Raw genomic sequence first — 25738 nt, forward strand, 5'->3', positions numbered from 1 at the left:
CCAAAGGAGACGAACCCATGGCTTCGAAAGCTCCCCCGATCCCGCCGGAACAGCGCTCGCACCCCGGCGAGAAGCCGCACATCGAAGGATCGACCCAGGGTCGGCGTGACGAGGTCACCGACCTGCAGTCCAGCCAGCCGGGCGACGACGACACCAACCTGTCCGAGCAGGGCCGGCACGGCAACATCAACCAGAACACCCACCACCAGGGTTACCAGCAGGACCGCTGAGATGCCGGACAAGCACCCCAACACCGAACGCTGGGGCGGCCCCGGCGCCAGCCACGAGGACCGCAGCAAGCCACAGCCGGACAAGGGCGATCCTCGCGCGCCCGGTGAGGCGACCAATACCGCCTATAGCCACCAGTCGGGCGGCGGCGGCGAGCGTGACAAGCGCCACAGCCACGATCCGGCCGCCAAGCGCGACCACCAGGAGAACAGCGAACAACGGGCGAAGCCCTAGGCTCCGCCCAAGTGGCGCAGGAGCCTACCGGCTGACCACGCTCGACGACGGCCAGGGTCTGGCGACCCTGGCCGTTCGTGTCTGAAAGTTCACGTGCGCCCGTCGGGCCCGCGGCTCTAAACCGCGTCGCATGAAGCTCCGCCTCGCCGCCCTCGTCCTGCTCGCCCTGGCTGCGCCCGCCGCCGCCCAGCCCGCATCCGCGCCGGCGGTCACGGGCTATCCGAAGACCGTCCCTGCGCCCGGCGGCGCGGTGGTCATTCCCACCGCCGGCGCGCAGCGCGCCTACGACCAGCTGCACTACGCCCCCGCCCGGCGGGCGGGCGACTACCTCTACGTCTCCGGGGTCATCGCCGGCCCCGCCCCCGACGAGAAGCGCGACGCCGAGGCGTTCAAGGCCCAGGCGCGCCGCGCCTTCGCCCATCTCCGGCGGACGCTGGAGGCCGGCGGGGCCAGCTTCGCCGACGTGGTGATGATCAACACCTTCCACGTGTGGGACGGCCCGGGCTTCCAGGGCACGCGCGACGAGCAGTTCGCCGCCTTCGGCGCGGTGAAGGACGAGTTCATGACCGCGCCCCACCCGGCCTGGACCGCCGTCGGCACGACAGGCCTGCTCTCCGACACCGGGGTCGTGGAGATCCAGATGATCGCCTACGTCCCGCAGGCGACGCCCTAGGCGGGCTGCAGCCGGGCGGCGGCCTCCTCAGCCGCAGCCATCCGGCCCTTCGCCAGCGGACCCATCCGTTCCAGCATCAGGTCGAGCACCGCCTCGGGCGCGGTCTCGGGCCGGCCGCTGTCGAACGGCGGGGCAGGCGCGTACTCGATGCCGAGTTGGATCGCCTGGGCGACGTCCTTGCCCGCCACCTCGGCGGCCACGGTGAGCGCCAGGTCGATGCCGGCGGTGACGCCGCCGCCGGTGAAGACGTTGCCGCAACGGACCACCCGGCTCTCGTCGACGATCGCCCCGAACGGCTTCAGCAGCTCGCGCCAGGCCCAATGGGTCGCCGCGCGCCGGCCGTTCAGCAGCCCCGCCGCCGCCAGCAGCAGCGACCCCGTGCACACGGAGGTCACATAGGTCGCCTGCGCCGCCAGGCGCCGGATCTGCGCCACGAAGACCTCATCAAGCATCACCTCAGTGGTCCCCAGCCCCCCGGGCACGCAGATCAGGTCGCAGCGCTCGACCTTGGCGAGGTCCTCCAGGCGCGTGAACACCAGCCCCTCGGCCTCGATGTCCTGTCCGCCGATGGACGCCACGTGCACCCGCGCGCCGGGCAGCCGGCTCAGCACCTGATGCGGGCCGGTGAAGTCCAGGTGGGTGACACCGGGGTACAGCGGGAAGACAACGTGAAAAGTGTTCATGGGGGGCTCTCCTTGCGGGTTCACGCAAATCCTGCCAAGACTGGAGCTTGGCTGAAACGACATTGGTCCCTCTAATCCTGCCATGAGCCGTCGCATCGCCGTGGTCATCTTCCCTGGTTTCCAGTTGCTGGACGCCGCCGGGCCGATCGCCGCCTTCGAGATCGCGGAGCGCTATGTGCCGGGCGCCTACGAGCTGTGGGTGCTGAGCGCCGAGGGCGGCGAGGTGGAGAGCTCCTCCGGCGTCAGCTTGGCGTCCGACGCCCTCGACGAGCGGCCCTACGACACCATCATGATCGCCGGCGGCGACGGCACCCGATCGCTGCCGGAGCTGCGCCGCATCGTGGCCTGGCTGCGCCGCCGCGCGCCCAGCGTGCGCCGCCTGGCCAGCATCTGCTCCGGCGCCTACCTGTTGGCCGAGGCCGGCCTGCTGGACGGCCGCCGCGCCACCACGCACTGGGGCCGCTCCGACGACTTCGCCCGCCGCTACCCGAAGGTCCGGCTCGACGCCGACCGCATCTACGTCCGTGACGGCGAGGTCTGGAGTTCGGCCGGCATCACCGCCGGGATCGACCTGGCCCTTGCGCTCATCGAGGACGACCTCGGCGCTGGCCCCGCCCGCCGCACCGCACAGCAACTCGTCGTCCATCAGCGGCGCCCCGGCGGCCAGTCGCAGTTTTCGGCCCTGCTGGACAGCGGCGGCGTCAACGGCCGCTTCGCTGAGCTGATGGACTGGATCCGCGAGCACCTCGAGGAACCGCTCACGGTCGAGCGGCTCGCCGGTCAGGCCGCCATGAGCCCGCGCAACTTCGCTCGCGCGTTCCGCGCTGAGACTGGCATGACCCCGGCCAAGGCCGTGGAGCGGCTCCGCCTGGAGGCGGCACGCGCGCGGGTCGAGGGCGGCCGCGAACCTATCGAGCGCGTGGCCGAGGCCTCAGGGTTCAGCGATCCGGAGCGGATGCGGCGCGCCTTCCTGCGCGCCTACGGCCAGCCGCCCCAGGCGCTTCGGCGGGCTGCGCGGACATGACGACCGGCGGGGAACCTTTCGCCTACGGTGAAGTTTAGCTGAGTTGAGCCAAGCGCCGGGGGAACGACATTGCATGAACATCCGGCCCATTCCGGGCGCCCGGCCTTGATCCGGCTTCCGTCCGGCGGATAGTGCCTCCTGTGAGACCCAAGCCTTCTCCGGTTCCCGCCGATCCCCGGTTCCAGCTCCTGGTGGAGTCCGTCAGCGACTACGCCATCTACATGATCGACCCGGCGGGGCGGGTCGCCAGCTGGAACCCGGCGGCCACACGCATCAAGGGCTACAGTCGCGAGGAGATCGAGGGCCAGCACTTCCGACGCTTCTTCACCTCCGAGGACCAAGGCGCCGGCCTGCCGGAGCGCATCCTCGCGCAGGCGCGCGATATCGGCCGGGTGGAGAGCGAGGGCTGGCGCGTCCGCAAGGATGGCACCCGGTTCTGGGCGCTGGCGACAGTGCACGCCATCCGCGGCGAAGACGGCGCGCTGATCGGCTACGCGAAGATCACCCGCGACATGACCGAACGGCGGGTCGCCCAGCAGGCCCTGCTGGAGAGCGAGCGCCGCTTCCGGTACCTCGTGGAGGGGATCACCGACTACGCCATCTACATGCTCGACGTGAACGGCATGGTGTCCAACTGGAACGCCGGAGCCGAACGGATCAAGGGCTACACGGTCTCCGAGATCGTCGGCCGGCACTTTTCCACCTTCTACACTTCCGAAGACCGCGCCGCCGGCGTGCCGGTGCGCGCCCTGCGCACCGCGCTGGAGGAGGGGCGTTTCGAGGCCGAGGGCTGGCGGGTCCGCAAGGACGGCGGTCGTTTCTGGGCAAGCGTGGTGATCGACCCGATCCGGGACGAGGAAGGCCGGCACATCGGCTTCGCGAAGATCACCCGCGACATCTCCGAAAAGCGCGCCGCCCAGGAGGCCCTGGCGCGCAGCGAGCGGGAGTTCCGGCTGCTCGTGGCCGGGGTGGTGGATTACGCCCTCTACCTGCTCGATCCGAACGGCATCGTCACCAACTGGAACGCCGGCGCCCAGCACATCAAGGGTTACAAGGCCGAGGAGATCGTCGGCCAGCACTTCTCCCGCTTCTACACCGAGCCCGATCGCGCCGCCGGCGTGCCGGTGCGCGCCCTTGAGACCGCCCGCGAGCAGGGACGCTACGAGGCCGAAGGGTGGCGGGTCCGCAAGGATGGCACCCTGTTCTGGGCGAGCGTCGTCATCGACACGATCCGCGACGAAGACGGCCAGTTGATCGGCTTCGCCAAGATCACCCGTGACATCACCGAGCGCCGGAACGCCCAGCTGGAACTGCAGCGCGCCCATGAGCGGCTCGCCCAGGCCCAGAAGATGGAGGCCCTCGGCCAGCTCACGGGCGGTGTGGCGCACGACTTCAACAACCTGCTGATGGTGGTGAGCGGCCAGGCCCAGTTGCTGCGCAAGCGCATCGGCGAGGATCCGCGGGCGGAGCGCGCGCTGGACGCCATCGACGCGGCCTCGAAACGCGGGCAGGACCTTACCCGGCACCTCCTCACCTTCGCCCGGCGCCAGCGACTACAGCCGATGCCCGTTTCGCTTGTGGAGCGCGCCGACGGACTCCACGAGCTGCTCGGCACGAGCCTGGGCTCGTCCGTGAGCCTGCACTTCGACCTGCCTGACGATCTCTGGGCCGTGGAGGTCGACCCGAGCGAGCTGGAGCTCGCCCTGCTGAACCTGGCCGTGAACGCCCGGGACGCCATGCCCAACGGCGGCGCCCTGTCGGTGATCGCCCGCAACAAGACGCTCGCCGGGGGCGAGATCGATACCGAGTTCGCCGGCGACTTCGTGGCGGTCATGGTCCGTGACACAGGGGTGGGTATCCCGCCGGACATCCTGGCCCGGGTCTTCGAGCCCTTCTTCACCACCAAGGACGTCAACAAGGGCACCGGCCTCGGCCTCAGCCAGGTCTACGGCTTCGCCCAGCAGTCGGGTGGGCGGGTCGTCGTCGACAGCCGGCTCGGCGAGGGCACCACGGTGACCCTCTACCTGCCCCGCTCGGAGGGCGTGCCTGCCCGCCAAGCGCCCGATGTGGCGCACCAGGCTCCAAAAGGCGCGCGGATCCTCGTGGTGGAGGATAACCCCGAGGTCGCGGAGGTCGTCGCCGGCCTGCTGGAGCAGCTCGGCAACCGGCCGCACGTCGTGAGCAGCGCGGAAGCCGCGTTGAACGCCCTGGACGCCGGCGAGGAGCCCGACCTCGTGTTCAGCGACATCGTCATGGCCGGCGAAATGGACGGTCTGGCGCTGGCGCGGCGTCTGCGCGCCGAGCGCCCGGAGCTGCCGATCCTCCTAGCCACCGGCTACAGCCAGGCGGCGGAGGCCATGGGCGGCGAGTTCCCCATCCTCACCAAGCCTTACCAGCTGGCGGAGCTCAGCCGGGCCGTGGGTCTTGTGCTCGCCAGCCACCGGCGGGCGACAGCCCCAGCCTGCACCTAGGACGCGGTCGTCGCCGAGGCGTCCGCGGCCGCCGGGGCCACGTCCACTGCCTTGCTCGGGACGTTTGGCGTCGCCGCCGACGGCGGCGCCTCCGTGGCCGGAGCGGCCGGAGCCGCGGCGGCCGCCGCGTCCGCCGCCTTCTCGGCGACAGCCGCCGCAAGCCGCAGTTCGACGCCTGCGGGGGCGACGTTCGAGGCCAGCCTTACCCCGTCGGAAAGCCCCGGCGCCGCCTGCGGCGCCGCAGGCCGCATGCCGCGCGGGTTGAAGCGATAGAAGACGTGCATGCCCACTTGGGCCACCCGGCGCATCTGCGGCCCCCAGGCCGGCGCAACGGCGGTGGTGTGGAAGTGGGTGGCCGCCCCGACGTCACCGAGCATCCGGCCGGAGAGCGTCCGCGCCGCCACCTTCCGCGCCCGTTCCCAGGCGCTGGACTCGCGGCGGCCGCGCATCGAGCCGTCGCACGCGAAACTGAATTGGCACCCCGTGCGGCGATGGGAGCCCTGGAACACCACCCCGCAGACGGTCTTCGGGAAAGCCGGGTGCTTCACCCGGTTCATGACGACCTGAGCGACCGCAGCCTGCCCGCGCGCGGTCTCGCCCCTGGCTTCGAAATAGACCGCCTGGGTCAGACAATCGAGTTCACGCTGGGCGTCGTGGCCAGAACGCGGCCTGGCGCCCGCGGCCGTCAGCCTGTCCCGCAGCTCCAGGCTGGCTTCCTGCTTGGCGTCGAGACCCTGCGCCAGACGCTGGGCCGGGCCGTCCTGCAGCCGGGCGGCGAAGGGATCATGGTTACGGGCGACCGCCAGCACGCCAGCGTCCATGCCGGCGGCGTTGCGGTGCAGCACAGTCTCCGACAGGTCTCCCGCGGCGGCCTGGGCCACCCGTTCGGCGCGCGCGTGGTCCGCCGCAGCCTGGGCCATACCCCCGGCCATATAACCCGCTCCGAGCGCCAGGCCGACGCCGGAACCGATCAAAGCGGCGCTCAACAGCACGCGCCATTCGGCGCTTGCCTGCGTTCCAATACTCAAGGGATTTCGTGTCCTGCACGGCGAGGGCAAAAGCGCCCCCCGACAATTGTCGCCGCGGACGCCCCTGCTCATGCTGGCAGCGATCCGCCGGCAGGCCTGCCCGGGTCACGTGGGGCAAGCGACGGCAAATGGTGAAGGGTTTATGAATGCATATCGACCGCTTGGCAAGTCGATATTGCAATGCAGCATGAGATTTAGGGCAGAGCTTGGTTAAATCCCGTTCTGATCCACTCGGCCGCTGACGTCGCAAGACCCAGGCCAACTTGCGGCTCCCCGGAACCTTAGCCGCACAACCTTCGTTTGCTGGCCAACATCTCGGAACTGGAGAGACCCCATGCGCAAGACGTTCAGCCTGCTCGCCGCCGCCGGCCTGCTCACCACCCTCGCCGCCTGCGGTCACACGACCGAGCAGAAGGCCGCGACGGGCGCCGTGGCCGGTGCGGTCGTGGGCGGTCCTGTGGGCGCGGCGGTCGGCGGCGCGGCCGGCACCGCCGTGGGCAAGGCCACAGACGGGAAGAACTGATCGACTGACGCCGGGCGCCTCTCGGCCGCGCGGGAGCCAGGCTCCCGCGCGGCCTTCAGCGTGTCAGGACGCGGCCCTCAGCGACCCGTCCACGCCGCCCGGGCGACAGAGCGCCTGATAGAGCCGCCAAGCCGAGACGACTCCCAAGGCCAGCATCGTCAGCGCCGCGCAAGTCAGGCCGATCTCAACTCCCCGGTTCAGGCTGGCCTCGGTCACCGAATGCCGGCCTGGATCGGGCAGCAGGAACCACGGGCTGGTCTGCAGGATCCCGAACAGCAGCCCGGCCCCCGCCATGTTGCGCGCCAGGCGAAGGGCGGCGTTGGTCCCGCTCCAGCTCGGCCGCGCCAGAGCCACCAGGTTGGTCGCCAGTTCGAACAGCAGATAGGCCAGCACCGGCGTCCGCCAAGCCGCCCAGGTCGGGGCCATGGCGATCGGCGCCCCGTAGCCGGCGGGCGCGAGGTCGCGGAACCGCAGGGCGCCGATCCACCACAGGATGAACACCACGCCCAGGCCGATCTCCACCACGAGGTCGAACCGCGAGCGCGTCTTGAAGCGAGCTGGCGGCAGCTGCGAGGGCCGCCAGCGGGCGAGGCGCGCCACGCCGCCGCTGCGTTCCACCGCTACCGCGATCAGGGTCGAGACCGCGAAGATCATCAGGAACGCCTCCCAAAGCGCGGGGACCGCCCGGACGACCGCGCGCTGGACCTCGCCCGTCGCGAAGACGTTCACTGCGACAACCACCAGGTAGACGCCCGCGCCCACCACCAGGGCCGCCTTCAGCCCGGCCCACCAGAACGGATAGACCGAGGGGCCGACCAGGGCCTGGAAGCGCCGGTAGCGGTGCGCGACCACCAGCGGATGGCCGTGCTCGACCAGCAGGGCCTCCTGTTCGCGCCGGTCGAGCAGCCGGCCCAGGCCGCCCTCCCGCTCCTCGATCTTGGACATCAGCTCGTCGCGGAGTTCGGCGACGATGTCGGCCCGCTGGTCCTCCGGAAGCTCGCGGCCCACCGCGGCGAGGTAACGCTCTACGAGGTTCATCACGCCTCTCCCTTCAGGATGTGGTCGACGGCGGCGTTCAGCCCCCGCCATTCGCCGATCAGGCGGTCGAGCACGGCCCGCCCCTGCGGCGAGAGCCGGTAGAAGCGCTTGTTGCGCTTCTCCTCCTCGCGCCATTGGCTGGTCAGCAGGCCCTGGGCCTCGAGCCGGCGCAGCATCGGGTAGAGGGCGCCCTCGTCAATTTCGACGCCCGCCTCCCCGAGCGCCTTGCGCAGGGTGTAGCCGTAGTGCTCGCCGCGCAGCTGGCCGAGCACCGCCAGGATCAGCGATCCCCGCCGCAGCTCCAGCCTCAGCCCCTCGAAGATCTCGACCTCACCACCCATGCTCCGCGGCATATACTGTGCGGCACACACTGTCTACCACATACTGTGTGACACACACCCTTAGCGGCGCCGTCGTTTCGCCTACACTCCCGCCAGACGAGGGAGGGAACGATGATCCGCGCCTGGATAGCCGCCTTGGCGATGCTGGCCCTGGCGGGCGCCGCCGCCGCTGCGCCGCAGGACCGCTACGCCGCCAACGCCGACGTGAAGATCCACTATGTGGCCGACGGCAAGGGACCGCTCGTCGTGCTGCTGCACGGCTTCCCGGACTATTCGGGCACCTGGAAACCACTCACCGCGGAGCTGAACCGCGCGGGCTTCCGGACCGCGGCCCTCGACCTGCGCGGCTACAACCTCTCGGACAAGCCGGCGGGCGTCGAAGCCTACGCCATGCCGAACCTCGTCGGCGACGTGGCCGCCGTCGTCGCCGCCGAGGGCCGCAAGGACGCGGTCGTGATCGGCCACGACTGGGGCGCGGCCATCGCCTGGCGGGTGGCCATGGACCGTCCCGATCTGGTGCGCCGGCTGGTGATCCTGAGCGTCCCCCACCCCGCCGGCTTCGCCCGCGAGATGGCCTCCAACCCCGAGCAGCAGAAGAACAGCGCCTACGCCCGCAACTTCCAGCAGCCCGGCTTCGAGAAGAACCTCACCGCCGAGGGCTTGGCCGCCTGGCAGAAGGACCCGGCCGAGCACGCCGCCTACCTGGCGGCCCTGAAGCGCTCCGACTTCGGCGCCATGCTCAACTACTACCGCGCCAACTACCCCCGCGGCGCGAGGACGGAGACCACGATCCCGGCCGGCATGGCCGCCCAGGGCCGGATCAAGGCGCCGACCTTGGTGATCCACGGCATGAAGGACACCGCCCTGAACGCGGCGGGTCATTCCGGCACATGGGACCACGTCGACGCCGACACCACCCTCGTCATGTTCCCGCAGGCCGGCCACTTCGTGCAGTGGGACGCCAAGGCTGAGGTCAACCGCACCATCGTCGATTGGCTGAAGGCCCGGCCCTGATCGCGCGCGCGCTTGGTCCTGAGCCGGCCTACGGCGCGTAGCTGGAGCGGATCTTCACGCCCCAGTGGCCGTCCTCGAGCGAGACCACGTAGACGCTGTCGAAGCCGCCGATCACCGAGCCGTCCTTGCGGTAGCGGGTGAAGCGGGTGTCGATGTGCACCTTGTCCGCTCCGGCGTGGATCACCTCCCGGCGCTCCCAGGCCGAGTGGTCCCACTCAGCGAGCGCGCCCTGGTCGAACATGCCTGGCTTGTGATCGCCGGGCTGAATGATCACCAGCTTGCCGGATGCGAGGCGGACGGACGGGAAGTTGAAGGTCCGGTCCCAGGCCTCGACGTCGCGCGCGTTGAACGCAGCCATGAAGTCGTCGAGGACCTTCTGGGCTGCGGCGATGGCTTGCGCGTGCGGGTGGACGGACATCTGGCCTCCTGGTGATTGCTGCCAGCATGTTGGCAGCAGGGCGGGTGGAAGAACACGGCCCGGAGTCCTATTTTCTGCGGATGCCTAGAGCCTCCGCCGGCGGCGTCGCCGACATGACCGCGACGTTCGACTACGACGAAAACACCATGCCGCTCCTGTGGAAGCCCCACAGGCCGACCCGCCCGGAGAAGTCCGAAGGCGGGCGGAGCTTCAAGCTCGTCTCCGACTACCAGCCGGCCGGCGACCAGCCGAACGCCATCAAGGAGCTGGTGGCCGGCGTGCAGGCCGCCGAGCACGACCAGGTGCTGCTCGGGGTCACCGGCTCCGGCAAGACCTTCACCATGGCCAAGGTCATCGAGGAGACCCAGCGCCCGGCCCTGATCCTGGCGCCCAACAAGACCCTCGCCGCCCAGCTCTACTCGGAGTTCAAGAGCTTCTTCCCCGAGAACGCGGTGGAGTTCTTCGTCTCCTACTACGACTACTACCAGCCCGAGGCCTATGTGCCGCGGACCGACACCTATATCGAGAAGGACTCGTCCATCAACGAGCAGATCGACCGGATGCGCCACTCGGCCACCCGGGCGATCCTGGAGCGGGACGACGTGATCGTCGTGGCCTCGGTCTCGTGCATCTACGGCATCGGCTCGGTCGAGACCTACACGGCCATGACCTTCACCCTCGAGCCCGGCCAGCGGGTGGACGAGAAGAAGCTCATGGGCGACCTCGTGGCCCTGCAGTACAAGCGCAACGACCAGGCGTTCGAACGCGGGACCTTCCGGCGCCGGGGCGACACCATCGAGATCTTCCCGGCCCACTATGAGGACCGGGCCTGGCGGATCAGCCTGTTTGGCGACGAGATCGAGGCGATCAGCGAGTTCGACCCGCTGACGGGCAAGAAGACCGCCGACCTGAAGGGCGTGAAGATCTACGCCAACAGCCACTACGTGACGCCCAGGCCGACGCTTCGCCAGGCGATCAACGAGATCAAGGTGGACCTCAAGGAGCGTCTCGACTGGCTGGTGGCCAACGGCAAGCTGCTGGAGGCTCAGCGGCTGGAGCAGCGGACCACCTTTGACATCGAGATGATCGAGGCCACCGGCTCCTGCGCCGGGATCGAGAACTACTCGCGCTACCTGGCCGGCCGCCGGCCCGGCGAGCCGCCGCCGACGTTCTTCGAGTACATCCCCGAAAACGCCCTGCTCTTCATCGACGAGAGCCACCAGACCGTGCCGCAGATCGGCGGCATGTACCGGGGCGACTACCGCCGGAAGTTCACCCTGGCGGAGTATGGCTTCCGCCTGCCCTCGGCGATCGACAACCGACCGCTGAAGTTCGAGGAGTGGGACGCCATGCGGCCCGACACGGTGCACGTGTCCGCCACCCCCGGTCCCTGGGAGATGGAGCGCTCGGGCGGGGTTTTCGTGGAGCAGGTCATCCGGCCGACCGGCCTGATCGACCCGCCGGTGGAGGTGAAGCCCGTCTCCAAGGATGGCTTCAGCCAGGTGGACGACGTCATCGACCAGGTGCGGCAGACCACGGCGCGCGGGTACCGCAGCCTGATCACCGTGCTCACCAAGAAGATGGCCGAGGACCTCACGGAGTTCATGCACGAGCAGGGCATCCGGGTCCGCTACATGCACTCCGACGTGGACACCCTGGAGCGGATCGAGATCATCCGCGACCTCAGGCTCGGCGCCTTCGACGTGCTGGTGGGCATCAACCTGCTGCGCGAAGGGCTCGACATCCCGGAGTGCGGCCTGGTGGCCATCCTGGACGCCGACAAGGAAGGCTTCCTGCGGTCGGAGACGTCGCTCATCCAGACCATCGGCCGCGCCGCGCGGAACGTGGAGGGCCGGGTGATCCTCTACGCCGATCATGTGACCGGCTCCATGGAGCGGGCGATGGCGGAGACCCGCCGGCGGCGCGAGAAGCAGGAGCAGTACAACCTCGAGCATGGCATCACGCCGGCGACGGTGAAGAGCCAGATCAAGGACATCCTGGCCTCGGCCTACGAGCGCGACCACGTCACCGTGCCTGTGGGCGTCGCCGAGGACGGCAAGCCGTTCATGGGCGACAACTTCAAGACCACCCTGCGCGACCTCGAGAACAAGATGCGCGAGGCCGCCGCCAACCTGGAGTTCGAGACCGCCGCGCGCCTGCGCGACGAGATCAAGCGCCTGAAGCTGCTGGACCTGGAGTTCGCCGCCGACGCCCTGGCCGGCGACGGCCAGTCGGGCGACAAGGCGGCCGTGAAGCAGGTGCGGGCCGAGGCCCGCGCCGAGGCGCAGGAGCGGTTCCGCAAGAAGCGGCGCTAGGCGCTTTTCGACGTCAACATGGACCCGGCTTCTGTGGACGCGGCATTGGGCGGTGGCCGCGGATGGCGCGGCCCGCCGGCTATGGATAGGGATTCACGTCGAGAACGGGGCGGCGAGGCGAGGCACGGCCTCGCGCCTCGCCCCCGGAATCCGGCCGCTTGCCATATGGCCGCAGGCTCAGCCCACCCGCGCGCGGTAGGCCTCGGCCTGTACGGCGGCGGTGGCCATGGCGAAGAAGGCGAGGAACGGGGCGGCGATGACCAGGGCGATGGGCCCGTGCTCGCGCGCCTGAATGGCAAGCGTCAGGTAGACCAGGAGCGGGCCGAAGCCGAGGATCAGCGAGCCCATGATCACGCCCCAGACGCCGCGGCGCATCAGCCGGAAGGATCGGCTGGGCTTCATCGCCCGATCGCCCAGCACCATGCCCACCGGCCAAAGCGTCAGGCGCAGCCAGATCCAGAGGCCGGCGATCATCGCCAGCAGGACCAGGAAGGTCTGGCCGGCGGCCGCGCCGGGATCGGCCGCGGCGGCCGCGTCGCCCGGCATGGCCTGGGTCGTCAGGCCCATGGCGAGGTTCGCCGTGAGGCCGACGACCGTCACCAGCAGCACGTAGGCGACCAGCGGCCCGTCCAGCCGGCCCCGGCGGCCGCCCGGCGTGAGCACGATGCGCAGGGTGAGCCCCGAGAGCAGCGCCCCCACGAGGCCCGTGATGAAGCCATAGGCCAGGAAGGCGGCGGTCGGGGCTGGCGTGGTGAGCTCCGCGGCGCGGGCGACCTGCTCGCTCGCCACGGTGAACACCGCATAGCCGAGGCCCACCGGCCAGAGCGCGCGCCAGTTGGCCTGCAGCGCCCGCCAGGCGCCGGCGGCCAGATGCACGCCCCTGAGCGGCGGCGGCCCGCCGCGCTCCACGTCCCGATCGCTCATGCGGATTCGTCCCCGAACTGGCGGCGGAAGGGAGCAAGGCCCGGCCCCGGCGTCAATGCGGCGCGACAAATCCCGTCGTTCGCGAGGAGGCCGCCCTACTCAGCCGCCCCCGTCAGGGGCAGCGCGCGGCGCGGGGACAAGGTGTCCGCCGCCCCCGCGTGCGCCAGCTGCCAGGCGAGCCCGGTCAGCAGCACCGCCACGGCGAGCCCCACGAGCCCCATGGGCGAGAGCAGGCGTCCGAGCGCCCCCTGCCGCCGCTGGGAGGGGTGCCGCGCCGCTGTGCGCAACGGCGCCCGCTCCGGCGCCCCCAAAGCCCCCAGGGCGCAGAGCACGGCGGCCGCGGCGCCCGGCGGCGGCTCGCGCGTCCGGCTGAGCAGGGCCGACAGGTGCGGCGCAGCGGCGGGCGCGTTCGCCCGTACGTGGCTGATGAAGCGGGCGAGCCACAGCCGCGTGGGCGAGCCCCGCGACGCGAGTTCGTCAGCCCGGTTCTGCACCCGGGCCTGGCTCAGCCCGGGCGCGCCTGGCGGCCCGGCGCGGAGCGCCCGATAGCGCCACCAGATCTCGGCCGGACGGCCGCCGCGCGGCCGCCCGCCGCCCACCTGGGCGGCGCGGACCTGGACAAGCTGGACCAGCTGAAGGATGGCCTGCGGCGAGTAGTTGGGCGGCTCGCCCGCCTGCTCGCAGGCGTGCAGATAGCGCGCAAGATCACCGAAATCGCCGCTCGCGGCCGCCAGGCGGCCGGCGGCGTGTAGTCGCCCCGACATTCAACGCACCTCCCCAGATGCGAGGAGAAGGATGGAGCAAGCTGCGCCGTGCAGCTGTGCCCCAGGTCACAACCTTGACCTTGGCAACCTTCTGCGGGCGAAGGCCGCGCCAGCGCCCAGCTGTCCGTTGTCGGGAAGTCGACCGCCCGCCCCGCCCAGCAAATCAGCCGCGCTAAACCCCACCCGGGCAAAATCTCGGCGCATCGGGGGCCGCGCCTTAACTGTACAGCGTGGCGCCAAATCCCCACCTCTCCGGTGCTGGCGCCGTTCATGCCAGCGTCAGGGAACCTGTGCTGTCTTCGTTCTTTAACGGGACAGCAGGGCAGGAGCCTTCCAGAGCCGGTCCATAGGGGAACGGCGGGCTCTCAAGAACCTGGGTTGGGGATTTGAGGTACTATAGAATGTCACCGTCTCTCAGTGTTGTTGCTGACAACGATCTCAAGACCAGTGCGCCGAAGGCCGAATCCGTCGCGCAGCGCGTTCGCCGCCTGCAGCAGGAAGCCAAGGCCCTGGCCAAGGACCACATCAAGGCGCTGAACCAGGCGCTGGTGGACGTGGAGCAGCTGGCGGCGGAAATCGCCGAAGGCGGCGACGCCTACCCGCCGGGCGTGCGCGACATGGCGCGCCGTCTCGTGGAGGACTGCGAGATGCGCGTCCAGACCCTGGAAGCGATCGTCGCCCGCACCTGAGCGGGCGCGACCCTTAGAGTTTTCCCCGACCGATACCCGCGTGGAAAACGGCCGGGCCCTGAGCACTTCAATGGGGCGGGGTCCGGCCGGCGCGGGTTCGGCGGGTCTCCCGGTTTGGCCCGTGCCATTCCGGGTCCTGGACTGACCGGCCGGCCTGCGGCCACGGCTCCGACCAAGCGCTGATCCCCCGCTTCGGTCGAGGACGTGCAAGCACAGGCCGCCGGGTTAACCAGCTTTCCTAAGTATTAACGGCCCGCTGCGGGGACGCTGCGGGCCGCTTGCGTTTGTGGAGCTGTCGGGTGCAGCTCCTCCCTGCCCTTTCCTCTGATCGTCACGGCCGAGCTTGTCCCGGCCACCCATGATCACCGCGTTCCGGGAGGTGGCGGGGCGACGCCGCGCCGGATCTTCAAGGTCGGAGATCATGGGTCCTCGGGACAAGCCCGAGGATGACGATGGGTGCGGGAGCGACGCGGTGAGCGCCGGCTCAGTTCAGCAGGTCGCGATAGTCGTGGCTGCGGCGCAGCCAGGCGGCGGCGTAGCCGCAGATGGGCGTGACCTTCAGGCCCTGGGCCTTGATGTCGGCGCTCATGGCGGCCATCAGCCGGCCGGCCGCGCCCGTGCCGCGGAGCGCCGGCGGGCTCTCCACGTGCAGGATGTAAAGCCGGCCGTCGCGCAGCTGGTAGTCGGCCCAGGAGGTCATCCCCTGCTCGTCCAGCTCGTAGCGGCGGTTTTCGGTGTCGTTGCGAAGTCCGGTCATCGTCGGGTCTCCTCGCCTTCTCAAACCGCTCTGCGGTGGAGATTGATCCCTTTCCCTTCCCACAGCGTGGGAAGGGGGGACCGTCGGCCGAGCCGCAGGCGGAGAGCCGATGGTGGGAAGGGCAAGCGGCGCGCGCCGCGCGTACGGCTTGCCCTCTCCACCACCAGCTCTACGGCGGGTGGTCCCCCTCTCCCACTGCGTGGGAAAGGAAACGGCTAGACGAGCTCCACGGCCATGGCGGTGGCCTCGCCGCCGCCGATGCAAAGGCTGGCGACGCCCTTCTTGCCGCCGCGGGCTTCCAGGGCGCTGAGCAGGGTGGCGAGGATGCGCGCGCCCGACGCGCCGATCGGGTGGCCGAGCGCGCAGGCGCCGCCGTTGACGTTCATCTTCTCGCGGTCGAGGCCGAGGTCGCGCTCGGCGATCATGGCCACCACGGCGAAGGCCTCGTTGATCTCGAAGAGGTCCACGTCGTCGACGCTCCAGCCGGCCTTCTTCAGCGCCTTCTGGACGGCCGGCACCGGGGCGGTGGTGAAGAGGCCGGGCTCGTGGGCGTGGGCGGCGTGGGAGACCACGCGGGCCACCACCTTCATGCCGAGCTTCCGGGCGACGCTCTCGCGGGTCATCACCAGGGCCGCGGCGCCGTCGCTGATCGAGCTGGCGTTGGCGGCGGTGATCGCCCCGTCCTTGGCGAAGGCCGGCTTCAGGGTCGGGATCTTGGCGGGGTCAGCCTTCAGCGGCTGCTCGTCCTGCTCCACCAGCACGGCGCCCTTGCGGGTGACCACTTCGAAGGGAACGATCTCGCGGGCGAAGGCGCCGCCCTCCACCGCCTTGCGGGCGCGGGTCAGGGAGGTAATGGCGTAGTCGTCCATGGCCTCGCGGGTGAACTGGTACTGCTTGGCCGTCTCCTCGGCGAAGGAGCCCATCAGCCGGCCGGGCTCGTAGGCGTCCTCCAGGCCATCCAGGTACATGTGGTCGAACATGCGGTCGTGGCCGATGCGGGCGCCGCCGCGGTGCTGCGCCATGATGTAGGGCGCGCCGGTCATGCTCTCCATGCCGCCCGCCACGATCACGTCGGCCGATCCGGCGGCCAGGGCGTCGTGCGCCATGATGGCCGCCTGCATGCCCGAGCCGCACATCTTGTTGACGGTGGTCGCCTCCACCGAGGTGGGCAGGCCCGCCCCGATCGCCGCCTGGCGGGCGGGCGCCTGGCCAAGCCCCGCGGGCAGGACGCAGCCCATGAAGATCTGCTCGACGGCCTCGGCCGGAGCGCCGGCGCGCTCGACGGCGGCGCGAACGGCGGCGGCCCCAAGGTCGGTGGCCTTGACGCCCGAGAAGACGCCCTGGAAGCCGCCCATGGGCGTGCGGGCGTAGGCAGCGATGACGACGGGATCGGAGACGTTGGTGCTCATCCCGTCGATATATTCATCCGCTCATCGCGGCGAAAGCGGGGACGCATTTGGAGGTCGTTCGGGACCACCAAGAGCGCCAAGGACACCAAGGGGTTCTGCCGAGGAGAAGCAGAGCCAAAGCCTATTGCGCGCCGGGGCGCACGCCATCGGAACGGCGTCGCAGGACGGGCGCGGTTCAGCGCGGGACCCTTGGCGCGCTTGGTGGTCTTGGTGGTGAAAACGCGAATGCCGCTTGGGTCCCGGCTTGCGCCGGGATGAGCGGAACTAGTGAGCCCGGATCGTGCCGTCGATGAAGCCGCCGCCGAGGACGCGGGTGGGCGCCTCGGGGGCGTAGAGGACGCAGGCCTGGCCGGGAGCCACGCCCTCCTCCGCGGCGTCGAAGCGCAGGCCGGCCCGCCCGTCGACGATCGCCAGGCGCCCGGGCACGGGCTCGCGGGTGGAGCGGACGCGGGCCAGCACCGGCCGGCCGGCGTCGCAGGCGGCCTCGAGCGTCGCGGCCTCGCCCAGCCAGTTGGTCTCCTTGAGCGTCAGAGCGCCCGTCAGCAGGGCCTCGCGCGGACCGACGATCACCTGGCGCCGGTCGGCGTCGATGCGGACCACGAACAGCGGGTCGCCGACGGCGACGTTCAGCCCCCGGCGCTGGCCGATGGTGTAGCGGGTGACCCCTTCGTGGCGGCCGAGCACGCGGCCGTCGAGGTGGACGATGTCGCCGGGCTCGGCGCCGTGCGGCCGCAGGCGATCGATCACCGTGGTGTAGCGGCCCTCCGGGACGAAGCAGATGTCCTGGCTGTCCGGCTTGTCCGCCACCGACAGGCCAAGGTCGAGGGCCGCGGCCCGCACCGCCGGCTTCGGGAGCCCGCCCAGGGGGAAGCGCAGGAAGGCCAGCTGCTCGGCCGTGGTGGCGAAGAGGAAATAGCTCTGGTCGCGGGCCGGGTCGGCCGCCCGGTGCAGCTCGGGCCCGCCGGGGCCTTCCTCACGTCGCACGTAGTGGCCCGTGGCCATGGCCTGGGCGCCCAGGTCGCGGGCCACGTCCAGCAGGTCGCGGAACTTGACGGTCTGGTTGCAGCGTACGCAGGGGATCGGCGTCTCGCCGCGGAGGTAGGCGTCGGCGAAGTCCTCGATGACCTGCTCGCGGAAACGGCTCTCGTAATCGAGGACGTAGTGGGGGATGCCGATGGCGTCGGCCGCCATGCGGGCGTCGTGGATGTCCTGGCCGGCGCAGCAGGCGCCCTTCTTCTGGATCGCGGCGCCATGGTCGTAGAGCTGCAGCGTCACCCCCACCACGTCGTAGCCGGCCTGGGCCAGCAGGGCGGCGGTGACGGTGGAGTCCACCCCGCCGGACATGGCCGCCACAATCCGGGCGCCTTGCGGCAGGCGCACGGCGTCGCGGACGACCTCGAGGAGGCCTTCCGGCGCGGCCTGGGCGATGGCGACGGGCGCGTTCATGGCGCCCTATTTAGCTGTGCGGTCAGGGGTTTGCGAGGGGCGGCCCGGCGAAAGACGGGTCGCGTCGAAGCAAGCGTCACAATGCGCCCCCGGTGACGTCACAATAATCCCGCAAACCGGAGCCATGCTGTCGGGCGTCAAGGGAGCGGCGTGCGATGACCGAGTACCGGATCTATGTCCTGAGCCATGACGAGCGGGTGGCCGCCGAGGTCGCCGCCCGCTTCGCCAACGACAACGCCGCCCTGGAGCTCGCCGAGGACGCCTACGCCGGCCATTACGCGGCCGAGGTGTACGAGGGAGAGCGGCTGGTGGCGCGGCTGGGCGGGCCCTTCCTGCTGAAGTGACGGGGGTCGCCCCTCACCTCACCCCCAACACGTCATGGCCGGGCTTGTGCCGGCCACCCATGATCATGGCGGCGCCGAGAAGCCGCAGCGGGGACGCCGCGGGCCCTGCCCACGCAAGGTGTTGATGGGTCCCCGGGACAAGCCCGGCGATGACGATCGCTACGCGGCGCTACTGCAGCAGGTCCAGCAGGGAGGTGCTCTTCAGCACCAGGTAAACCTGCGAGGCGGCCTGGACGGACATGCGCGCGGCCTCCAGCTCGGTGGCGGCCTTGGCCATGTCGGCGTCGGTGATGTCGCCCATCATGCCCTTCAGGGTGTCGGTGCGGGTCTGCAGGTTCACCTTCACGTCGTCGACGCGCTTCTGCACCAGGCCGTTGCGCCCGGTGAGCACCGTCAGGTCCTGGCGCACGGTGTCCCACGTGCCGAGCTGGCTCTCCAGGAACAGGCGCTGCGTGTCGGTCAGCTTGCCGTCCACCGGGCCGGAGGGACCTTCGTGGAAGGCCTTCAGCTGCTGGTAGGCGCCCAGCAGGTCGGCGCCGAGCTCGCTGGCCAGCATGCCGGTGGTGACCACGGTGGAATCGTCCAGCCGCGACTGGGCCTCGTAGTTGTCGTTCTTGAAGAAGTTCGCGATGGCGGGCAGCGGCGTGCCGAACAGGTCGTCCAGCTTGGTGGCGGTGACCGGCCGGGTCTCCACCTGGCCGCCGGCGAAGATGTACTTGCCGCCGTAGCGGGTGTTCATCGCCTCGATGGCGTTGCGCAGGTGCGCCTCGAGCTCCTCCATCAGGGTGCCGGCGTCCCCCGACGCGATGGTGTCGAGGAGCGCCTGGCGGGTGTTGGTCGCCGCGTCCTTGATCTGGTTCAGCGCCGAGTCCTGCAGGGTCAGCTTGTCGGCGATCATCACGTTCTGATCGACGTAGAGCTCCAGCCGCGTCTGAGTGGACCGCATGGCCGTGAGCATCTCGGCGTTCTTGGCGTAGTCCTTGAGGTTCTTGCCCACCTTCTGGGTCGCGACCTGGTCCGAAGCTTCGGCCTGGCGGGCCTGGGCGGCGAGGAGGTTCTGCAGCACGGAGCCGTAGCTGCCGGGGGTGGAGACGCGGGTGACCATCTAGCCGGTTCCTCAGACCATGCGGACCAGGGTGTCGAACAGCTCGTTCGCAGCCTGGATCAGCCGAGCCGACGCGTTGAACGCCTGCTGGTAGGTGGTGAGCCGGACAAGTTCTTCGTCCAGGTTGACGCCCTCGACCGCCTGGCGGCGGGCGGTGGCCTCGGTAAGCACCGCGGCGGCGCTCTGCTTGCGGGTTTCAGCGCCGGCGGCGTCACGGCCGATGGAGCCGCCGAACTCCGAGGCGTAGCGGCTGACGGTCATGTTCACGTCGCCCAGGGATCCGGAGGCCTGGAAGCGCACGTTGACGTCGCCGGAGGTGGAGAGCAGCAGGGCGCCGCGGCCGTCGCCGGCCCGTAGCGCCGGTTGCCCCGCCGGCGTCGTGAGGTCGAGCTTGCCCAGCGCCAGCTTCGTCGGATCGGAGATGATCTGCGGGTTGGCCACGAACATCTCGGCGCGGGCGGTTCGCGCCAGCACCCCGATGCCGAACAGCACGCTCATGGACGGCCCGCCCACGCCGCGGCGGGTGGTGTCGGAGGCCACCGAGAGGCTGGCGTTCAGGGGGCCCGACGGCTTGAAGGCCAGGGCGCCGTTGGCGTCGAGCTGGAACTGACCGTAGCTGCCCACCCCGGTCGTCGGATTGTTCAGGGCCGCGAGCAGATTGCTCATGAAGAGGCCGGCAGGCACCGTCACGGTGACGTCCTCAAGCGGCTTGCCGTCCTGGCCGGTGAGCGAGAACTTGATCTGCTCGCCCGGCGTGAAACCGTGCAGGTCGCTGGGGCTCAGGCCGGTCTCGTAGGTCGACAGGCCGTTGGAGCGCACAAGGTCGTTCAGGCCGAAGTAGTGCGAGAACTGCCGGCCGGCCTTGAGCGAGGTGCCCTCGTCTATGGCCACGCCCCGACCCGGGCTCGCGGCGCTGATCGACAGCGCGCCGCCGACGAAGGCCGCAGAGCCCGCGGGGCTCAGCGCAATGTTGAGATCGGCGATGAAGGTGCCCGGGGTGAACGGCCCGCCCGGGGCGCCGTTGACGGTGAAGTTCCCGGTGTCGAAGTCGATATCCACCCGGTGCTGGATCACGCCGGCGGCGTCGGTGATCGCCACCGTCGTACGGCCGGTGAAGCCGCCCAGGGCCGTGGCTAGGTCGACGCCGCTGGTCTTTCCGCTCAACGTCGCCGGGGCCGGAACGGAGGACGAGGCGTTGTGCGCGGCGTTCAGCCGGTCCACCGCCTTGGCCACGAACTCGCCCAGCTGGTCCGACATGGACGGCAGCTTGTCGTTACGCAGATCTAGAAGGCCGCGCACCTCGCCGGCGAGCACCTTGATTGGCTGAGGCGAGCCGATGCCGCCGGCCGGGAAGGCCTTGATGTAGCCCTTGGTGGACTCGGTGCGTTCGTAGGAGAGCGTCGCCGAGCCGTCGCCGGCCAGCTTCACCCCTTCCGCCGAGCGGATGTCCACCCCGCCACCCACGCGCTTCGTCACCTGCACGTTCAGCAGGGTGGAGAGCTCGTCCACCAGGCCCGACTGGATGTTCTCGGAGCCGGAGGAATCCTGCTCGATGAGCCAGGCGCGGCTGATGTCCGCGTTCAGCCGGTTGATCTCGAACAGAAGGGAATTCACCCGCTCGACGTTGTTGCTGATCCGCACGTCGATGCTGGCCGCCTGCTCGTTGAGCTGGGCGTTGATCCGGGAGGCTTCGCTGAGGAAGTCCTCCACGTCGGCCAGCGCCTTGCTGCGCAGCAGGCTGGACGACGGGTCGTCGGCGGCGGCCGCGAAGGCGGCGTAGGCGGTGTCCAGGCGGTTGAAGAAGAAGGTCTCGTCCGAGGGATTGCCGAACAGCGCCTGGGCGTTGTCGAGGTACTCGGAATAGCTGGTCCAGCGGGCGGAGTCGGAGCTGGCCGTGTAGCTGGCGAGCTGCAGGTACTGGTCGGTCACCCGCTTGATGGCGGTGACCTCGACGCCCATGCCCACGCCGTTGACGACGATCGGGCGCTGCTCGACCTCCTTGCGGACGTAGCCGGGGGTGTTGACGTTGGAGATGTTGTCGGAGACCGCCCGCAGGCCGGTCTGCGCCGCCATCAGGCCGGAGCCCGCGGTCCGCAGCGTGGCGTTGATCGACATGGGCTAGCCCTCCGCCCGGCAAAGGCTGCGCGCCCCGGCGGATTCTGCCGGGACGTTTAGGAACGCAAACCGCGCTCGCCGGGAAAAGTCCTTATCTTTCAACATCTGCCCTTCAGGCGTCTGCGAGATCGTGGTTAACGGGCGCAAGTCCGATGCCAGTCCGTAAGTCGCCAAATCCGACCGGCAGGGAACGCCCCAGCGGACCTTCCGCGGCCCGGCAAATTCCGCCGCGGACGCCGTCGCTCGCCGAGCCGGAGGAGCGAAAAGCCCAGCGAAATCAAGGGCGGGAATCAGTGGCGCGAAGGTTGCTGAACCTCCTTCGAACGATGCGGCGCAGCAGGCGCCTTCAAACGCCAAGCCCTCCGAGGCCTCAAGTGACCGCGTCCCTGCTCAACGTCTCCAGCTTCTCGACTCCGGGCGTCGGCCCGGGCGGCGGCGCGCCGGCCGGGGGCGTCCAAGACGCGGGCGCAGCCTTCGAGGCGATGATGGCCGCGTTCCTGGGGCAAATCACGGCGCCGGAGGCGGGCGCGGCGGCGGAGGCGGCGGAGACCGCTCCGGCCGAGGAAGGCGAACAGGCCGAGACGGCCGAGACGGCCGCCAACCCCGACCAGCCGGCGCTGGAGATCAACGCCGCGGTGGTCGCCGCCCTGGCCGAAGCGACCCCCGTCCAGCCGCAGGCCCAACCGACCGCCGCCGCCGTCGCCGATGCGGCGCTCGCTCAGGACGCCGGGGCGAAGGCTCCGGCATGGGGCCACGGCAAGGCGGCGGCCCTGCCGGCCGCCCCTGCCCTGCAGCACGCCAACCCCAACGCGGCCTTCCTGCAGGAGGCCCTTGCGGGCGAGGCGGACGCGGGCGAAGCCGCCCTGCCGTCCGAGGCCGACGCCGCGTCGCCGCTGGAGCCGCAGCCCCCCAAGGCGCAGGGCCGCCCGGCGTCGGCCGGCTCCACCCTCCCCTCACCCGCGGCCATCGCCGCCGCCGCGCCGCAGGCTCCGGCGCAGGCCCCGACCCAAGCGCTGCAAGGCCTTGACGCCGCCGCTCCGGTGGCCGCGCTCGCCCCGGAGGTCGCCGCGTCCGCAGACGCCGCCGCCGAGGCCCAGGCGCCTGCGGCCACACAGGCGACGAGCGGGGCGGCGCAGGCCGAGGCCGCCCGCCCGGCTCCGCGCGACAAGGGCGAGGCCAAGGTCGAGCGCAAGGCCGGCGATCGGGTTGACGCCTTCGCCGACGGCGGTCCGGAACGTGCGCAGGCCGTCGCCGCCGCCGGCCGCGCCGCGCCGGTTCACGCCAAGGCCGATGTGGCCAAGCCCGGGGCCCAGGGCCCGCAGGACGCGCTCCTGCCCGAGACCGCCGCCGCCCAGCCGGCCGCGGCCGAATTCCAGACCGCGGAGGCCGCACCGGCCGCCGAGGCGCCCCGTCACGCTTCGAACGCGGAGTCCGCGACGACCCAGGCCGCCGCCCAGGTCCGCGGCTCGCCCGAGACCGTGGCCAACCTGAGCGCCCAGATCCTGAAGAAGCTGGACGCCCGCTCGACCCGCTTCGACGTGCAGCTCGACCCGCTGGGCCTCGGCAAGGTCGACGTGCGGGTGGAGATCGGGGCCCACGGCAAGATGACCGCGGCGCTCTCCTTCGAGAACCCCCAGGCGGCCCAGGAGCTGAAGGCCCGGGCGAGCGAACTGCAGCGCGCCCTGGAGCAGGCCGGCTTCGACCTCTCGGGCGGCATGAGCTTCGACGTCGCCGGTGACCAGGGCCGGCCCAGCCAGGGCTTCCTGGGCGACCACGGCGGCCAGGACGGCGGGGCCTTCCGCGGCCGCGCGTTCCGCGCCGCGATCGACACCGCGAACGAGGCGGACGTAGCCGCCCTCGCGAACGGGCCGCTCACCCTGCGGCGCGGCGTGAACGCCGGCCTCGACGTCCGGATCTGAGGGGAACCGCAATGTCCGTTTCAGGCGTCGCCGCCAACACCCCGGCCACCGGGACCGAAGCCACCGCCGGCACGCGCACGCGCCTGGCCGAGAACTTCGACACCTTCCTGACGCTGCTGACCAGCCAGCTGCGCAACCAGGATCCGCTGTCGCCGATGGACTCCACCCAGTTCACCCAGCAGATGGTGCAGATGACGGGGGTTGAGCAGCAGCTGCTGACCAACGACCTGCTCAACAAGCTGGTGGCGAACTCCAACTCCGGCATCTCCACCGCCGTCAGCCTGATCGGCAAGGACGTGCGCGCGGTCACCGACACGACCGCCCTGAAGGGCGGCAAGTCGGAGTGGTTCTACGAGCTCGACCGCGAGGCGGCCGAGGTGAAGTTCGAGGTCATCGACGCCAACGGCAAGACGGTGGCCAGCAAGACCGTCACCGGAGGCGACGACATCGCGGCGGGCGAGCACAAGTTCGCCTGGGACGGCAAGGACATCACCGGCCGGGCCCTGCCCGACGGCGGCCAGTACAAGCTGCGCGTCACCACTAAGGACACCACCGGCGCAGCGGTGCCGGTCTCGATCTACATCCAGGGCCTCGTCGCCGGCGTCGAGCAGGCGGACGGCCAGACCATGCTCACCATCAACGGGGCCAAGGTGCCCTGGGGCCAGGTGGCCAGCATCTACGAGCCCAAGCCCGCAACCCCGCCGCCGACCGGATCGGGCGGCTCCACGCAAACCGCCTCGGACGACGAGTCCGGGGACACCCTCATCAACCCCGCCGGCTAAAGGCCGGAGGACGCGACGGCCGGAAGGCGCCGTTCCGCATCCGCAGCACGCGGACCCCAGTCAAACAGAACGGAACGTACCATGAGCATCAACTCCGCAATGCTCGCAGGCGTGTCAGGGTTGGTCGCCAACTCCTCGGCGCTGGCGGCAGTCTCCGACAACATCGCGAACGTCAACACCACGGCCTACAAGCGCAGCCAGGTGAACTTCGGCAGCGTGGTCACCGCCCAGATGGCGGGCCGCTACTCCGCGGGCGGCGTGCAGGGCTCGACCCGCCAGTTCATTAGCCAGCAGGGCCTGGTGCAGGCGGCCACCTCGCCCACCGACCTGGCGATCTCCGGCGACGGCTTCTTCGTGACGACGCAGAAGGCCACGAACCTGACCTCGGGCGATGCGCGCCTGTTCACCCGCTCCGGCTCGTTCACGGTGGACGCCGACGGCTACCTGATGAACGACGCGCGCCTGTTCCTCCAGGGCTGGCCGATCCAGGCCAACGGGACGTTCGACATCAACCCCTCGGACATCGGCAAGCTCGCTCCGATCAATGTCCGCGGCCTGACGTCCGCCGTGGCGCCCACCAGCGAGATCAGCGTCGGCGCCAACCTCTACAAGGACCAGCCGGTCTCCGCGGGGGCCGCCACCTGGGACACCACGACCAACAGCATGGCGCAGTACGCCATCGACGGCACCGGGACGCGGCCCGACTTCACCATCGAGCTGAACGTGGTGGACTCCACCGGCGGCAACCGCAAGCTCGCCATGGCCTTCCTGCGCGACGACGGCGGCGCGACCCCGCCGATCGCCAACCAGTGGCGCGCCGAGATCTACGCCATCCCGGCCACCGACGTGGAAAGCAACGTCGGCGCCCCCGGCCTGCTGAAGCACGGCTACGTCCGCTTCGACAACAACGGCAGGCTGGACATGAGCGCGACCGGCACGGACCTGTTCGGGACGCCTGCCGACCCGCGCATCATCCTTGACGCCTCCGGCACCGCCACCCCGGTCCGCTGGGCTGATGGACTGGGCATCGCCGCGCAGACGGTGGAGCTCGACCTCGCGAAGCTCCAGCAGATGTCGATGCCCTCCACGGTCACCCAGGTGACGTCGAATGGAGCGGGCGTGGGCAATGTGGTGGGCGTGCAGGTGGACGCCGAGGGCGTGGTCACGGCCGTGTTCGACAACAGCCAGGTGCGCAAGATCGCCAAGATCGCCATCGCCACCTTCCCCAACGCGGACGGGCTGACCGCGGTGAGCGGCAACGCCTACCGCGCGTCCGGCAAGTCTGGCGGATACCTCCTGAAGGAGCCCGGCGTCGGCGCGGGCCAGATCTCGCCGCAGAGCCTCGAAGCTTCGACCGTCGACCTGTCGGCCGAGTTCACCGGCCTGATCCAGACACAGAAAGCATACTCGGCGTCTTCGCGGATCATCACGACGGCAGACCAGATGCTTGAAGAGCTGATCAACATTAAGCGCTAGTTGCTTGAACGTTAATCA

The 25738-nt window shown here is 70.4% G+C and carries 25 protein-coding genes; 13 read left to right on the forward strand and 12 right to left on the reverse strand.

Translation table 11 applies throughout. The features are described from left to right. Positions 1 to 17 precede the first annotated feature (17 nt). The 3 genes from VIL67_RS09305 to VIL67_RS09315 all read left to right on the forward strand — a co-directional run bounded on the left by VIL67_RS09305 (position 18) and on the right by VIL67_RS09315 (position 1135). Entirely contained in the window at positions 18 to 230 is a 213-nt protein-coding gene (locus tag VIL67_RS09305; protein ID WP_332048600.1) for a hypothetical protein, read from the forward strand. Position 231: 1 nt separating this feature from the next. Continuing rightward, a complete protein-coding gene (locus VIL67_RS09310; protein ID WP_332048601.1) occupies positions 232 to 462 on the forward strand; it encodes a hypothetical protein in 231 nt (76 codons plus the stop codon). Positions 463 to 592: 130 nt separating this feature from the next. Then, complete coding sequence (locus VIL67_RS09315; RefSeq protein ID WP_332048602.1) at positions 593 to 1135, forward strand: RidA family protein; 543 nt, start codon at positions 593 to 595, stop codon at positions 1133 to 1135. Here VIL67_RS09315 and VIL67_RS09320 read toward each other — a convergent pair. Further along, positions 1132 to 1818: a DJ-1/PfpI family protein gene (locus tag VIL67_RS09320; protein WP_332048603.1), complete on the reverse strand. Its 687-nt coding sequence runs from the start codon at positions 1816 to 1818 to the stop codon at positions 1132 to 1134. The two genes, VIL67_RS09315 and VIL67_RS09320, sit on opposite strands and share 4 nt — an antisense overlap. Before the next feature lie 82 nt (positions 1819 to 1900). Here VIL67_RS09320 and VIL67_RS09325 point away from each other — a divergent pair, with 82 nt between their 5' ends. Together VIL67_RS09325 and VIL67_RS09330 are read left to right on the forward strand one after the other, a co-directional pair. Further along, entirely contained in the window at positions 1901 to 2842 is a 942-nt protein-coding gene (locus VIL67_RS09325) for a GlxA family transcriptional regulator (RefSeq protein WP_332048604.1), read from the forward strand. 140 nt (positions 2843 to 2982) lie between these two features. After that, positions 2983 to 5313: a PAS domain S-box protein gene (locus tag VIL67_RS09330; protein WP_332048605.1), complete on the forward strand. Its 2331-nt coding sequence runs from the start codon at positions 2983 to 2985 to the stop codon at positions 5311 to 5313. On the opposite strand, the gene VIL67_RS09335 is transcribed toward VIL67_RS09330, so the two are convergent. Continuing rightward, on the reverse strand, positions 5310 to 6245 hold the full coding sequence (locus VIL67_RS09335) for a cell wall hydrolase (protein ID WP_332048606.1): 936 nt from the start codon (positions 6243 to 6245) through the stop codon (positions 5310 to 5312). The genes VIL67_RS09330 and VIL67_RS09335 overlap by 4 nt on opposite strands. A gap of 430 nt (positions 6246 to 6675) precedes the next feature. Between VIL67_RS09335 and VIL67_RS09340 the strand changes: the two genes are divergently transcribed. Next, positions 6676 to 6864, forward strand: coding sequence for a hypothetical protein (locus tag VIL67_RS09340; protein WP_332048607.1), 189 nt, complete (start codon positions 6676 to 6678; stop codon positions 6862 to 6864). Positions 6865 to 6927: 63 nt separating this feature from the next. Here VIL67_RS09340 and VIL67_RS09345 read toward each other — a convergent pair whose 3' ends face one another. Further along, on the reverse strand, positions 6928 to 7902 hold the full coding sequence (locus VIL67_RS09345; RefSeq protein ID WP_332048608.1) for a hypothetical protein: 975 nt from the start codon (positions 7900 to 7902) through the stop codon (positions 6928 to 6930). Beyond that, positions 7902 to 8243, reverse strand: a complete 342-nt coding sequence (locus tag VIL67_RS09350; protein ID WP_332048609.1) for a PadR family transcriptional regulator — start codon at positions 8241 to 8243, stop codon at positions 7902 to 7904. Before VIL67_RS09350 ends, VIL67_RS09345 begins: the two co-directional genes overlap by 1 nt. A gap of 111 nt (positions 8244 to 8354) precedes the next feature. On the opposite strand from VIL67_RS09350, the gene VIL67_RS09355 reads away from it, so the two are divergent. After that, complete coding sequence (locus VIL67_RS09355; protein ID WP_332048610.1) at positions 8355 to 9257, forward strand: alpha/beta fold hydrolase; 903 nt, start codon at positions 8355 to 8357, stop codon at positions 9255 to 9257. Between the two features lie 28 nt (positions 9258 to 9285). On the opposite strand, the gene VIL67_RS09360 is transcribed toward VIL67_RS09355, so the two are convergent. Then, entirely contained in the window at positions 9286 to 9675 is a 390-nt protein-coding gene (locus VIL67_RS09360) for a hypothetical protein (protein ID WP_332048611.1), read from the reverse strand. Between the two features lie 80 nt (positions 9676 to 9755). Between VIL67_RS09360 and uvrB the strand changes: the two genes are divergently transcribed. Beyond that, a complete protein-coding gene (uvrB, locus tag VIL67_RS09365) occupies positions 9756 to 11990 on the forward strand; it encodes an excinuclease ABC subunit UvrB (RefSeq protein ID WP_414696195.1) in 2235 nt (744 codons plus the stop codon). A gap of 177 nt (positions 11991 to 12167) precedes the next feature. On the opposite strand, the gene VIL67_RS09370 is transcribed toward uvrB, so the two are convergent. Then, on the reverse strand, positions 12168 to 12914 hold the full coding sequence (locus VIL67_RS09370) for a hypothetical protein (RefSeq protein ID WP_332048612.1): 747 nt from the start codon (positions 12912 to 12914) through the stop codon (positions 12168 to 12170). 95 nt (positions 12915 to 13009) lie between these two features. Beyond that, positions 13010 to 13678, reverse strand: a complete 669-nt coding sequence (locus VIL67_RS09375; protein WP_332048613.1) for a hypothetical protein — start codon at positions 13676 to 13678, stop codon at positions 13010 to 13012. Positions 13679 to 14079: 401 nt separating this feature from the next. Between VIL67_RS09375 and VIL67_RS09380 the strand changes: the two genes are divergently transcribed. Next, the gene (locus tag VIL67_RS09380; RefSeq protein ID WP_332048614.1) at positions 14080 to 14367 is read left to right on the forward strand and encodes a hypothetical protein; all 288 of its coding nucleotides are present in this window, start codon (positions 14080 to 14082) and stop codon (positions 14365 to 14367) included. Between the two features lie 484 nt (positions 14368 to 14851). Here VIL67_RS09380 and VIL67_RS09385 read toward each other — a convergent pair whose 3' ends face one another. From VIL67_RS09385 to mnmA, 3 genes are all read right to left on the reverse strand, one after another. Then, a complete protein-coding gene (locus VIL67_RS09385) occupies positions 14852 to 15124 on the reverse strand; it encodes a GNAT family N-acetyltransferase (RefSeq protein WP_332048615.1) in 273 nt (90 codons plus the stop codon). Positions 15125 to 15339: 215 nt separating this feature from the next. After that, positions 15340 to 16533 carry an acetyl-CoA C-acyltransferase gene (locus VIL67_RS09390; protein WP_332048616.1) on the reverse strand — a complete coding sequence of 398 codons (1194 nt, stop codon included), beginning with the start codon at positions 16531 to 16533 and terminating at the stop codon, positions 15340 to 15342. A 264-nt stretch (positions 16534 to 16797) separates the two neighbouring features. Then, positions 16798 to 17979 (reverse strand): tRNA 2-thiouridine(34) synthase MnmA, encoded by a 1182-nt coding sequence (mnmA, locus tag VIL67_RS09395; protein ID WP_332048617.1) that lies wholly within the window; start codon positions 17977 to 17979, stop codon positions 16798 to 16800. A 155-nt stretch (positions 17980 to 18134) separates the two neighbouring features. Between mnmA and VIL67_RS09400 the strand changes: the two genes are divergently transcribed. Beyond that, positions 18135 to 18323, forward strand: coding sequence for a hypothetical protein (locus tag VIL67_RS09400; protein WP_332048618.1), 189 nt, complete (start codon positions 18135 to 18137; stop codon positions 18321 to 18323). 169 nt (positions 18324 to 18492) lie between these two features. On the opposite strand, the gene VIL67_RS09405 is transcribed toward VIL67_RS09400, so the two are convergent. Continuing rightward, on the reverse strand, positions 18493 to 19428 hold the full coding sequence (locus tag VIL67_RS09405; protein ID WP_332048619.1) for a flagellin: 936 nt from the start codon (positions 19426 to 19428) through the stop codon (positions 18493 to 18495). A gap of 12 nt (positions 19429 to 19440) precedes the next feature. After that, complete coding sequence (flgK, locus tag VIL67_RS09410; protein WP_332048620.1) at positions 19441 to 21543, reverse strand: flagellar hook-associated protein FlgK; 2103 nt, start codon at positions 21541 to 21543, stop codon at positions 19441 to 19443. 374 nt (positions 21544 to 21917) lie between these two features. Between flgK and VIL67_RS09415 the strand changes: the two genes are divergently transcribed. The 3 genes from VIL67_RS09415 to VIL67_RS09425 all read left to right on the forward strand — a co-directional run bounded on the left by VIL67_RS09415 (position 21918) and on the right by VIL67_RS09425 (position 25720). Next, positions 21918 to 23462, forward strand: a complete 1545-nt coding sequence (locus tag VIL67_RS09415; protein ID WP_332048621.1) for a flagellar hook-length control protein FliK — start codon at positions 21918 to 21920, stop codon at positions 23460 to 23462. Positions 23463 to 23473: 11 nt separating this feature from the next. Beyond that, the gene (locus tag VIL67_RS09420; RefSeq protein WP_332048622.1) at positions 23474 to 24244 is read left to right on the forward strand and encodes a flagellar hook assembly protein FlgD; all 771 of its coding nucleotides are present in this window, start codon (positions 23474 to 23476) and stop codon (positions 24242 to 24244) included. Between the two features lie 81 nt (positions 24245 to 24325). Then, on the forward strand, positions 24326 to 25720 hold the full coding sequence (locus tag VIL67_RS09425; RefSeq protein WP_332048623.1) for a flagellar hook protein FlgE: 1395 nt from the start codon (positions 24326 to 24328) through the stop codon (positions 25718 to 25720). The last annotated feature ends 18 nt before the right edge of the window (positions 25721 to 25738 follow it).

It is taken from the genome of Phenylobacterium sp., assembly GCF_036563385.1.
Taxonomy (GTDB): Bacteria; Pseudomonadota; Alphaproteobacteria; order Caulobacterales; family Caulobacteraceae; genus Phenylobacterium.